Origin of the sequence: Paenibacillus sp. F411 (genome assembly GCF_017582705.1) — a bacterium.
Classification (GTDB): Bacteria; Bacillota; Bacilli; order Paenibacillales; family Paenibacillaceae; genus Paenibacillus_AQ; species Paenibacillus_AQ algicola.
This window is the reverse complement of sequence record NZ_JAGFIP010000008.1, coordinates 80,888-92,720: the sequence shown is the minus strand read 5'-3', so window position 1 is coordinate 92,720 and position 11,833 is coordinate 80,888. Positions and strand designations below refer to the sequence as shown.

The window sequence follows — 11,833 nt, the reverse complement described above, 5'->3', positions numbered from 1 at the left end:
ATAACACCAGGCATGTTTCATCAAGCAGCATAGTCCCTCCCACACCAAAGAAGAAACCGGCCAAGTATCCGTTTCTGATCCGAGGGATCCCCATATATCTTATGATTTTGCCGGGGCTGCTCTACTTTATCGTATTTCGTTATGTTCCTATGGGGGGCATTTCGATTGCCTTTCAAGAGTATGATCCATTCTTAGGCTTTCTGGACAGCGAATGGGTAGGCTTTTCACACTTTACCCGCTTATTTTCCGAGCCGGATTTTTATTCTTTGTTCAGTAATACTCTTATTTTAAGCTTTTTAAATCTGGCATTTTTCTTCCCGGTTCCGATTATGCTGGCTGTGCTCTTGAATGAGGTGCGCCGGGCGATGTTTCGGCGCAGCATTCAGACGCTCGTTTACATGCCTCATTTCCTGTCATGGGTCGTCGTGGTTGCTATTACGACCATCCTGCTTGGGTCACAGGACGGTGCTGTAAATGATCTGTTGTCAGATGGAGGCTTTCAGCGAATCGATTTCATGACAGACCCGGATTATTTCCGGTCCATCTACGTGCTGCAGAACATTTGGAAGGAAGCGGGCTGGAGTGCGATCATTTTTCTAGCTGCCTTAGCGTCCGTGGATCCTACCTTATATGAAGCATCCGTTGTAGACGGTGCCAGCCGCTGGCGGCAGATCTGGTCGATCACGCTGCCTGCACTCCGGTCAACGATTATCATCCTGTTCATCCTTCGTCTCGGCAATGTGCTGGACATTGGCTTTGAGCATATCTTGCTGATGCAGAACACATCTAACTACCGTGTCGCTGACGTCTTCGATACGTACATTTACCGCAATGGTATTCTCCAAGGTGATTTCAGCTACACGACGGCCGTAGGGTTGTTTAAATCCGTAATCGGCTTGGTGTTAATTGTCGGTGCTAATAAGCTAGCCCGACGAGCAGGAGAGGAGGGTGTATACTAATGGCCAAGCAATTTGATGCACGCGGAGGTGGCCGCGGATACGGAATGCTTGTATATGGTCTGCTGGCCTTCAGCGCCCTTCTTATCGTCATTCCGTTTCTTTATGTTATTCTAAGCTCGTTCTCCACGAAGCAGGAGATGATCACGAGAGGCTTCTTTCTAATCCCTCGGGAATGGACCTTCAGCAACTATGCATATTTGCTGAACAATGACAATTTCATGACGGCGTTTGGTAACGCGGTATACATTACGGTCGTTGGAACCGTCGTAAACATGGCGTTTACGAGTCTCATGGCTTACGGTTTATCTAGAACCTGGCTTCACGGACGTAAGCCAATTAATTTTATCGTACTATTTACAATGGTGTTTGCCGGAGGGATGATCCCTTCATTTCTCGTCGTGAAATCACTTGGCTTGCTGGACAGCTACTGGGCCTTGTTTCTCTCCGCGGCAATCTCACCGTTCAATCTTATTGTGATGCGGAGCTTCTTCCAGAACATACCGAACGAGCTGACTGAAGCGGGAATCATTGACGGATGTGGTGAATGGAGAATGCTCGTGAGCATCGTTATTCCCCTGTCGCTTCCTGCCATTGCGACATTCACGCTGTTCTACGCTGTACACAATTGGAACACGTATTTTCACGCGATATTGTATTTGCAGGACTCCGCCAAATGGCCGCTGCAGGTGTTTTTAAGACAGCTGCTTATAGAGACGGATTTAAGCACAGAGGCAGATTCCGGAGGCTTTGAGTATGGTCCGGCGGTAAAAATGGCTGCGGTAGTCGTGACGGCAGTACCATTACTGCTTGTGTACCCATTTTTACAAAAATACTTTAACCAAGGGATGCTGCTGGGCTCTGTAAAGGGTTAGCTCTGTGAAGAAAGGAGTCTGTTTATTCTATGGATATGAAGAAACCGAATCTTATCGTCATCATGACGGATCAGCAGCGATTTGATACCATTGCTGCGCATGGGCATCCTCATATGATTACGCCAAATTTAGATCGATTCGCTCGACTTGGCGTATCGTTCAGTCAAGCCTACTGCCCGGGTGCCACATGTGTGGCCTCCCGGGCAGCTGTGTTTACGGGGATGTACCCTCACAACACCGGTGTCTACAGCTTTGGACATTGGGCACATCAGCGGTCTTGGGTTCATGACCTGACTGCTGCCGGGTATCATGCTGTAAACATCGGCAAGATGCATATCTCACCCCGAGATGAACGAATGGGGTTTCACGAGCGTGTAATTGTTGAGAATCCAACCTCTGATTTTCTGCGAAACAGTGGAGTGGATGATGATTGGGGTAAGCTGCTCTCCCTGCACGGAAGGAGCCGCCCGCTTAACCGGCATCGGACAGATCCACAGTGGAGAGACAAGCTGCAGGGTATTCCATGGTCAATGGAGGAAGAGCTTCATCCCGATGTGTTTGTTGCCGATGCAGCCATTGGCTGGATAGAGCGGCATCAGCCGGTACGGCCCGTACTGCTGCAGATTGGCTTCACCGGTCCCCATGAGCCGTATGACCCTTTGCCACGCCATCTGGAGCTGTATCGGGAGCGTGATGTTCCGCTTCCGGTCTGGCGTGAAGGAGAGCTGGAAAGTAAGCCGCCGCAGCACCTTGCACATCAGGATTTCAATAACCGGTTCGATCATGAGTCTCAAATCGCGATGCCGGACGCCACGGACGAGCAGCTGGTGGAGATGAGGCGTCATTACTATGCGAAGGTGACAACGGTGGATGAGCAGCTTGGCCGCATCATGACGAAGCTGGAGGAAAAGGGCTATTTGGAGCATGCACTCGTTCTTATGATGTCTGATCACGGAGATATGCTGGGAGATCACCGCCTACCTTACAAGTGGCTGATGTATGACTCTGTCGTTCGAGTGCCTTTTCTTGTTTGGGACCGTAGACGCAAGGAAGGAGCTCGCGAAGAGCGGCAGTTTTCCTGGTCGAGCGAGCAGAGGGAGCCTGCAACGGCTCTAGTGCATGAGAAGCTGGTTTCCTTGATGGACGTTGGACCCACCCTGCTGGAGGCAGCCGGCGTAGCTGTGCCGTCTTATCTGGAGGGTCGCTCATTGCTTGGCCTGCTGGAAGGGCGGGAAGAGATAGACAGACCCTATGTTTATTGCGAGGATAATTATTTAACTATGGTTCGCAGCGCCACACATAAGCTGGTGCATTACACGGGTCAAGAAGAGCAGGGAGAGCTCTACGATCTGACGGATGATCCGCACGAGCTGTACAATCGGTTTGATGATGCCAATTATGAGGAGGTGAAGCGGAAACTGCAGGCTGCATTGCTGCAATGGCTGCTTCAAAGCACGTACCGCACCGCGGCATATAAGACTAGGCAGCCGGGAGCGCCCCAGCTCATGCCGCAGCAGCTGAAATATTTGCATCCCGCTCCCCTTTATAATCCGAGTGGCTGGATGGAACGATAGACAAATACAAGCCCCGGCGGCCCGCTCTTTTTTAGATGAGCTGAGTTCGTCGCGGGGCTTGTTTGAGTTTGCGCAGTGATGGGACTATTACGGACTATTACTGCAGCGTTACGTAATCGACGTATACAGCGGAACTGCCACTGCTTCCGGCAGGCGAGCTGAACATAATGCCCACCTCACGAATGTCGTTTACATTCGATACGTTGCTGAGCGGAAGTGTCAGCGTTGTTGGTCCAGCGGAGTCAATCGCTATAGTACCGCCGTCCTTCCAGGTCAGGGAGGAGCCTGACTTCACATACAATTTTGCTGTCATTCCTCCGGCTCCCAGCGTTCCCCATGAGGCATGCTTTACGCGTGCTTTCAGAAACGATTTACTGCTGAAATTTTGAACTGCCGAGTTGTAGCGCAGCGAATATTGGCTGCCGCCTGTCAAGGTGATATTTCCCTTCAGGCTGTTATTCCCGTTTACCTTAAAGGTGGTATCTGTTGAGGGTGAGCCGGTTAGATTTGTTCCTGTCCAGCCAAGCGTCCCGCTCTCGAAATCAAATTTGTTTACGGACTCTGTAATACTGGTTAACGTCACCTCTCCACGGTTAACGACTGAGGCATTATTCATGAACGCGGATGCATTCAGGTTGTTCACTGGAGACCAGCCTTTATCCCACGTAAGAAAATATATCGCCTCAGGATAGCGCTCGTTAATGGCATTAATCCATTTAGTGTAATCGAAGGAATTGTTAACAGTACCCGGTCCGATTTCTGCAAAGGCGAACGGCTTCCTCAAACTGAGGAGCTCGGTATATCCCTCTGCCGTTACAGGATCGTCAAGATAGGCATCCATACCTACAATATCTACATAGGCTGCGCCAGGGTAATACAGCAGCTTATTATCCCGGCTTTGGGAAGCGGCATATACCCAGAGTAAGTTATCCAGCCCTTTAGTATTTGTGAAATCGTTGTACAGATCCATCCACACATTTTTAAAGGTGGCCGGATCCTGTCCTCCCCACCAAAACCAGCTGCCATTGACCTCATGAAAGGGGCGGAACAGAACTGTAACTCCTGCGCTCTGCAGGTCTGCAAGGCCCTCGGCAATCTTGTTCTTATACTGAATCCATCGCTTTCCGGTTGCTGTCGCAGGTTTGAGCAGGTCGGCAAAAACGAGTGAGCCCTTTTCCTTCACTCCGCCCCCGTTGGCATTGACCGGATTCGGGAGATGCAGGCTGACGGTGACGAGCCCGCCTTGATTGGCATGAGACTTCAGGCCGCTGTTGCAGCTGTAATTAATGAGCGTTGTCGGGTCTTGTGCTGTCGCCCAGCCTCTTGCATAGTCACATGCCATGATTGCCGGGTATTGTCCGGTGGAGGTATGGAGTTGGTTGAATTCGTTCAGCGTGAAGGTGTCATTGCTGTAGCCTCCGAAGAGGCCAGACAGAATAGAATTGTTGTTTTTATTAGGCAGGTGCGCCAGGTAATTCATCGTGTTCTTGGTCTTCTGATTAGCATTCCCGTTGACTGGAGCCACGGTATGGGCATAAGCCTGTCCAGACACGGATAACAAAGCGGCGATCAATACAGCTACACAGGTACGAAGCAAAATCTTGTGCATCATAGCACCTCCACTCGAATAGTTACAGCTTGGTTGATTGCGATAGCGAAATCCTTAATTTATGCTCTCCTTTCTCTTGGTTTAGCCCAGCGTTATTAAAAAAAGACATTTGTGTGAGGGCTTGCAATGAATCGTATCGGGACAGATTTGTGAAGTCAATAAAGGCTGGGGAGGAGCGTCGAATAGTTGAGCGAATCAGAGGATGGGACATCTACGGGTCTTTAGCTTTCTGTATATAATGGGCTCAATTCAGTCCATTTCAAATGAAGCAGAAGGGGGAAGAAGAATGGTTCAGAGATTCCATAAGAAGGTCAGTCTGCTGCTCTGCGCGCTGCTGGTGTTCACACTGCTGCAGCCCATGTTCAGCGGAGTGCAGGCTTCAGAAGCGCACAGTACGGTCCCTATGTCGGATAATTTCGAGGCTGGCAATGAGTCAGAGACTAGTTCTACAGTATCTACTGCGGATTGGAAAACAATCGCCGCATCCAGCTTTGAGAATCAAGCTGCAGATTGGAAGAAGGAGGGGGGCTCTTTCGAGCTTGTTCCTTCCGGTTCCGGACAAGGATTTAAAGCAACCGGTACCAGTGGCAATAGCGTCGCTACCTTTGGTTCCGCCGAATGGAAAGATATATCTGTAGAGGCGAAGCTGACCTCAGATAACTGGAACAATAATGCAGGTGTTATTGCACGTTATCAGGACAGCAATAATTATTACTGGTTTTATTATGAGCCTGGCTCCCGAAAGTTCCATATTCAAAAACGAGTGAACAAATCAAAAATTGCCATCGGTAATATTGAAAAGCAGCTTGTGGCTGGACAGACATATACGTTCAAATTTGTGGTCACCGGAGATCAGCTGGAGGGCTATGTCGATGGAGAGCTGGTTGTTTCTGGCTCGGACAGCGCGTATCCAGCGGGCAAGGCGGGGATCAACAGCTACTTAAACCCTGTAGTATATCAAGATGTGGTTATTGCCGCGCTGGACGACACACCGCCATCCTCTCCCGTTGGACTTCGCCTGCTGAGCAAGACGGAGAATTCGGTAGTTATTGGCTGGGAAGCGGCTACGGATGGGGAAGGAGGTATATCTGAATACATCATTTATAGAGATCAGCAGCCGATCACTAGAATCGCAGTTTCTGCTGACGGCTTGGGGCATGAGGAAGTGATAACGGGATTGAACGCCTCTACCTCTTACGATTTTGCCGTCAAAGCGAAGAACAATACGGGATTACTCTCGGAGGCCACCGATACTTTAACGGTAATTACTCAGGCGTATGAGGACAGCCAGCCGCCGACCGTTCCGCAGCAGCTATCATTGCAGAGTCCAACCGAAACTACGATGACGCTGAGCTGGGAGTCATCAAGCGATAATCTGGGCGTATACAGCTATGAGCTGTATGTAGATGATGTACTGCATCACGAAGCCGTGGAACCGAGGTCTGTTAATGGCAAGGTAACTCAACTCATTGGAAAGCTGAACCCCGGCAGCGAATACTCAATCAAGGTGAGGGCGAAAGACCTAGAAGGCAACGTCTCGGATTTTAGTGCGGCTGTGAGCGGAGTTACGCTAGAGCCAATGTCCACCCGAACAGATAAGACCATTAACTTGTTAAAGCAGCTGTATTTGCTTGAGGGCAAGCTGCTATGGGGTACACAGATGTACCCGGGTAACCCAGGCGGTTATAAACAATCCTTTGATTATGTGCACGAGCTATCAGGTCAATATCCAGGCTTCGTTGGCAGTGACTTCAGTCCTTCCTCAGAGAAGGTGGACAACCCGCCATACATTACAGCTAAGCTGATGGAGCTTGCCAGAGCCGGATCCGTCATTAGCGTAAGCCAGCATCAACGCAATTATCTAACGGGCAATACCTCTTGGGTGAAACGTGACAGCATGTGGCAGCCAGGCATGAATGCAGTGCAGGCAGTTATGCCCGGAGGGTCCAAGCATGCTGAATTTGTAAAGGATCTCGATGAGCTGGCGTTAATGCTGAACACCATTACGCTGTCGGACGGAAGCCCTGTTCCGGTTATTTACCGACCGTTTCATGAGATGAATGGAGGATGGTTCTGGTGGGGTAAAGATACAACCACACCGGAGGAGTATATTCAGCTATTCCGATATACAATCGACTACTTGCGAAACGTGAAGCAGGTAAAAAACATGCTAGTCGCTTGGGCCCCTTCAGGCTCTGCCGCGTATTATGAAGTCGGAACGAATGTAGACGCGATCAAAGCACAGTTTTTCAAATACTATCCCGGGGATGCTTACGTTGATATCATCGGGTTAGATAACTACAACAATAACGACAAAAAGCCTATTTTGGAAGATGAAAAGGTGTACCCGACGCTTCTAGCCATTGTGGGTCTTGCTGAGGACCGGGGAAAGGTTCCGGCCATGACGGAAGGACACAGCTGGAATCATGCTGATATCACGGATTATTGGACAAATCATTATTTGAACGCCTTCAAGTCTGATCCTGTGCTCAACAAAATTCGTTATGCGATGACCTGGTTCACGTATGAGAAAAGTATTCTCGACGGGGGCACGAATAAATTTTCTCCTTACACGGGAGTAGCCTCTGCAGAGGGCTTCAAGGATATGGCTGAGGATCCTTATGTACTTATGCAAAATGAGTATGACTGGTATGCCGACCCCGGCATAGAAGACGTCATTCCTCCAACTCGACCTGGTCAGCCGACGTTGCAGTGGACGGGAGACGGCACAATGCTTGTGCAGTGGGAGCCCTCCACCGATGCAAGAGGAGTTGGGCATTACGAGCTTCAAGTCTATAAAGGACTGTCAACGGCTGTCACGCCATTGCAAAGCTGGACACTCGATAGGGCTGCACAGTCGCAAGTGATAGAGGGGCTGCTCTCTGGAGAGAGCTACACGGTTACCGTGAGAGCGATTGATACGGCAGGATTGTCTTCCACATCGGCCGCAGCTGTATGGGATGGTCACGCACCTCAGTGGGAGGATGGTGCTCGGCTCACAGCAGAGATAAGCGGCAACTTTATGAAATTGGTGTGGCCTGCAGCGACCGATAATGTGGCTGTCAGCGGCTACAAGGTGTATCGAGAACAAACCGAGATCCCCGTAGTCGTGACGGTGAGTGACTCGGTATACACTTTACTGGATGCACCTGCTCAAGGACTTGAGATTTCATATGGAGTGAGAGCAGTGGATGCAGCAGGGAATTTGTCGTTGCCAATCTCTGTGCGTGTCGGGAAGGCAGAGCTTTCCGAGGGAGAGGGAACTGCACCGGTGGATCCGACACCAGCGCCATCTGCACCGCTAGGAGGTGGAACGAAAGAGTCAACGCCTGAGCTCTTGGAAGCCGTTCCGGTGTTCAAGGATGGACGAGCGATTGTTATGCTTGAGGATAAGGCCCCGCAGTTTACTTTGTCATGGTCAACATTGTCCTCTCTAGAACAGATTCCTTTAGAGATCCATTCCGAGAGGCTGAGTATGATTATTCCAGCTGCCGTGCTCCAGCAGCTCCGCCTTGCGGCGGGTTTAGCAGGAGCCCCTTCAGGACAGCAAGGGAAGGAGGGAATGGTTACGTTCACAGCTGTGCCTGCCGACACCTCCGAAGCCGAAGCAGCGGTTACATCTCTGCAGACATCGGAGCTGGAAACAGTGCGATCTGTGGGTGTGATGTACGAATTCTCATTTACTGTAACTCAAGCGGATGGAACGGAGGCTGTGGTATCTCAATTTAAGGAGCCTATTTTGATGGACTTCCGTGTTGATGTCAGTGCAGACCGTAGAAGGACAGGCGTCTATTATGTTGATTCGCAGGGGAAATTTGAGTATGCCGGTGGACGGTGGCTGACGAATGGCAAGCTGCGGGCCCCGATCAATCATTTCAGCAGCTATGCGGTTCTGGAGGTGCGCAAAGCATATGACGACTTGAGTGATTCTCATTGGGCAAGCAGTTCCATTGAGGAGCTCTCCGCCAAACAGATTGTCAACGGAATGACGGCCCGTACCTTTCAACCGGATACTGTTCTCACACGTGCCCAGTTCACCCAGATGCTAATAAAGCTATTGCATGTCACTCAGAAGAGCAACGCTTTGGCGCCAGCTTCGTCAGAACCGTTTGAAGATGTTCAGCCAACGGCCTGGTACGCAAAATCGATTGCAGCAGCGCAGGAGGCTGAGCTCATCGCTGGGGTGAGTGTGACGCAGTTCGCACCGGAGCAGCCCGTCACTCGCGAGCAGATGGCAGTTATGCTGGTGCGTGCAGCGCAACGGATGGAGCTCACACAAGCCAGCCGCTCCGGAACTGGAGAGGATGAGACCTCTTTCAAATACATGTTCAACGACGTTGTAGATCGCGGATGGTCTGGGGAATGGATTCAACAGGCAGCGGAGCTTAAGCTGATGCAGGGCCGCGCCGCCGGGGTCTTTGCTCCCATGGAACCAACGACTCGCGCAGAAGCGTCACGGGCACTGGTGAACCTGCTGGAATTAAGCGGCGGAGAGATAAGACCGTAGTGTCTACAATGGATTGACATCACTTCAAGAACGCCTGAACGAGGTAACTCACTGGAGTGAAATATGAAGCAACAAATAAAGATATGGTGGAGTCACGGAGGTTAGCCCGGCACCGCCTTCTAAATGAATGTACAAATGAAACCGCTCCTTTTTAGATGGTGGCTTAGTCACTTCACTCTACCAAGGGGCGGTTTCTTTGTGTTTCCTGATTTTTGGGAGAGCCGCTTTTCTTGTTCTTTGCTTTTGGCATAGCACTTTTCATTTCGCATATCCTGCCATTTATGGATGGCTAAAACCCAGTGCTGCACAGGGATGAAAGCGTTTCGCATATCCATTTGCAATTCGCAAATTGCACCGCGTAATGGTGCCTGCTACGATGTGATGCAAGCGGATGTAAACGCTATCGTAAGTCGATGGTGCGATGACGCTAACGAAGGAGGAAAGCACATATGGAAGCAAAACTTGCCGGTGAAGAAGTGCCGGTTCGTCCCCGGAAACGACAACATGCCTTCGCGAAGGCGATGAAGAATTGGGAACTGTATCTCTTGCTGCTGCCGACCTTGATTTATTTTATCGTGTTCCAGTATGGACCGATGTACGGCTTGCAAATTGCGTTCAAGGATTTCTCGGCGATCAAGGGCATTATGGACAGCCCCTGGGTAGGATTCAAGCATTTCGTACGTTTCTTCGAATCGTATTCCTTTGAGATGATTCTATGGAACACGTTGAAGATCAGCTTGTACGAGCTGGCCGTGTTCCCGATTCCGATCATTATGGCGCTGCTGATCAACCAGCTGGTCAACACGAAGTTCAAGAAGCTGGTGCAGACGATTACGTACGCTCCGCACTTTATCTCGGTCGTCGTCATCATTGGCATGCTTCAGCTGTTCCTGTCGCCGCGCAACGGTCTTGTTAATCACTTGCTTCAGGCGCTAGGCATGGAAAGCGTTTACTTTTTGGGAGAGCCGGGCTGGTTCACGAGTATTTTTGTCTTCTCGGGTCTATGGCAGAATGCCGGCTGGGGTACGATTATTTACCTCGCTGCATTGACCTCCATCAGCCCGGATCTTCACGAGGCTGCGGTCGTCGATGGGGCGAGCAAGCTGAAGCGTATTCTGTACATTGATATTCCGGGCATTATGCCGACCATCATCATTTTGCTCATCCTGAACGTGGGCAGCTTCTTGACGGTTGGCTTCCAGAAAATCTACCTGATGCAGAACCCGCTGAACATCGAGGCAGCCGAGGTCATTCAGACCTACGTGTACAAAAGCGGCCTCGTCGGCGCACAGTTCAGCTACTCTGCAGCGATCGGCCTGTTTAACAATGTGGCCAACTTTATTCTTCTGGTAACTATGAATAAAATTGCAAAAAAAGCCGGGCAATCGAGCCTGTGGTAGAAAGGGAGGCGTGTACCAATGGAGACATGGAAGCGCAGCAAATCCGACATTTGGTTTGACCGGATCAACGTGCTGTTCTGGATTATTGTATTGTTTATTGTCATCTATCCCCTGTACTTTATCTTGATCGCTTCGTTCAGTAATCCCGATCTTGTCAATGCGGGGCAGGTATGGTTTATGCCTAAAGAGCTCGCCATCGAGGGCTATATGCGCATTTTGGAGAACGATCAGATCTGGGTGGGATATAGGAATACGATCATATACACCATTGTATCTACCGTCATTTCGGTAGTGCTGCTGCTGACGGGCGGTTATGCGCTGTCGAGAAAGGATCTCGCGGGACGTAATGTCATTATGATGCTGATCGCGTTCACGATGTTCTTCGGCGGCGGTCTGATCCCGACCTATCTGCTGGTGAAATCGCTCGGCATGCTGGATACGCTGTGGGCGCTCGTAATTCCCAATGCAGTAGGAGTGTACCAGCTCATTATTTGCCGGACCTTTTTCCAGAGTACGATTCCAGACGAACTGCTGGAGGCGGCTGTCATGGACGGCTGTAACAATACACGCTTCTTTTTGAGAATTGTACTTCCGCTGTCGACACCGATTATTGCCGTTATGATTCTCTTCCGTGCCGTGAGTGAATGGAATGCCTACTTTGATGCACTCATTTACATTCGCGATCAGGCGAAGCAGCCGCTGCAGATCATATTGCGTGATATTTTGATACAGGCTCAGGCCGACGGCAACATGCTGGATTCATCCTCCGCGGCAGAGCAGCAAAAGCTGTCAGAGCAGATCAAGTACGGTGTGGTCATTGTAGCGAGTTTGCCGGTGCTGGTACTGTATCCGTTTTTGCAGCGCTATTTCGTTAAGGGTGTTATGATCGGTTCGATCAAGGGATAACCCTTG

Annotated in this window: 7 protein-coding genes; 6 read left to right on the top strand and 1 reads right to left on the bottom strand. The window is 50.3% G+C overall.

Translation table 11 applies throughout. The features are described from left to right. Positions 1–101 precede the first annotated feature (101 nt). From JJQ72_RS10410 to JJQ72_RS10400, 3 genes are read left to right on the top strand one after another with little or no spacing between them, the layout of a single operon-like run. Positions 102–959: an ABC transporter permease gene (locus tag JJQ72_RS10410; RefSeq protein ID WP_208203623.1), complete on the top strand. Its 858-nt coding sequence runs from the start codon at positions 102–104 to the stop codon at positions 957–959. Next, complete coding sequence (locus tag JJQ72_RS10405) at positions 959–1,831, top strand: carbohydrate ABC transporter permease (RefSeq protein ID WP_208203622.1); 873 nt, start codon at positions 959–961, stop codon at positions 1,829–1,831. The genes JJQ72_RS10410 and JJQ72_RS10405 overlap by 1 nt, the downstream gene beginning before the upstream one ends. A 29-nt stretch (positions 1,832–1,860) precedes the next feature. After that, positions 1,861–3,405, top strand: coding sequence for a sulfatase-like hydrolase/transferase (locus JJQ72_RS10400; RefSeq protein WP_208203621.1), 1,545 nt, complete (start codon positions 1,861–1,863; stop codon positions 3,403–3,405). A gap of 97 nt (positions 3,406–3,502) precedes the next feature. On the opposite strand, the gene JJQ72_RS10395 is transcribed toward JJQ72_RS10400, so the two are convergent. Further along, entirely contained in the window at positions 3,503–5,017 is a 1,515-nt protein-coding gene (locus tag JJQ72_RS10395; RefSeq protein WP_208203620.1) for a glycosyl hydrolase, read from the bottom strand. A 283-nt stretch (positions 5,018–5,300) separates the two neighbouring features. Here JJQ72_RS10395 and JJQ72_RS10390 point away from each other — a divergent pair, with 283 nt between their 5' ends. The 3 genes from JJQ72_RS10390 (at position 5,301) to JJQ72_RS10380 (ending at position 11,827) form a co-directional block, all read left to right on the top strand. Beyond that, entirely contained in the window at positions 5,301–9,521 is a 4,221-nt protein-coding gene (locus JJQ72_RS10390) for a glycosyl hydrolase (protein ID WP_208203619.1), read from the top strand. A gap of 449 nt (positions 9,522–9,970) precedes the next feature. Then, the gene (locus JJQ72_RS10385) at positions 9,971–10,921 is read left to right on the top strand and encodes an ABC transporter permease (protein WP_208203618.1); all 951 of its coding nucleotides are present in this window, start codon (positions 9,971–9,973) and stop codon (positions 10,919–10,921) included. An 18-nt stretch (positions 10,922–10,939) separates the two neighbouring features. Further along, positions 10,940–11,827: a carbohydrate ABC transporter permease gene (locus tag JJQ72_RS10380; RefSeq protein ID WP_208203617.1), complete on the top strand. Its 888-nt coding sequence runs from the start codon at positions 10,940–10,942 to the stop codon at positions 11,825–11,827. The last annotated feature ends 6 nt before the right edge of the window (positions 11,828–11,833 follow it).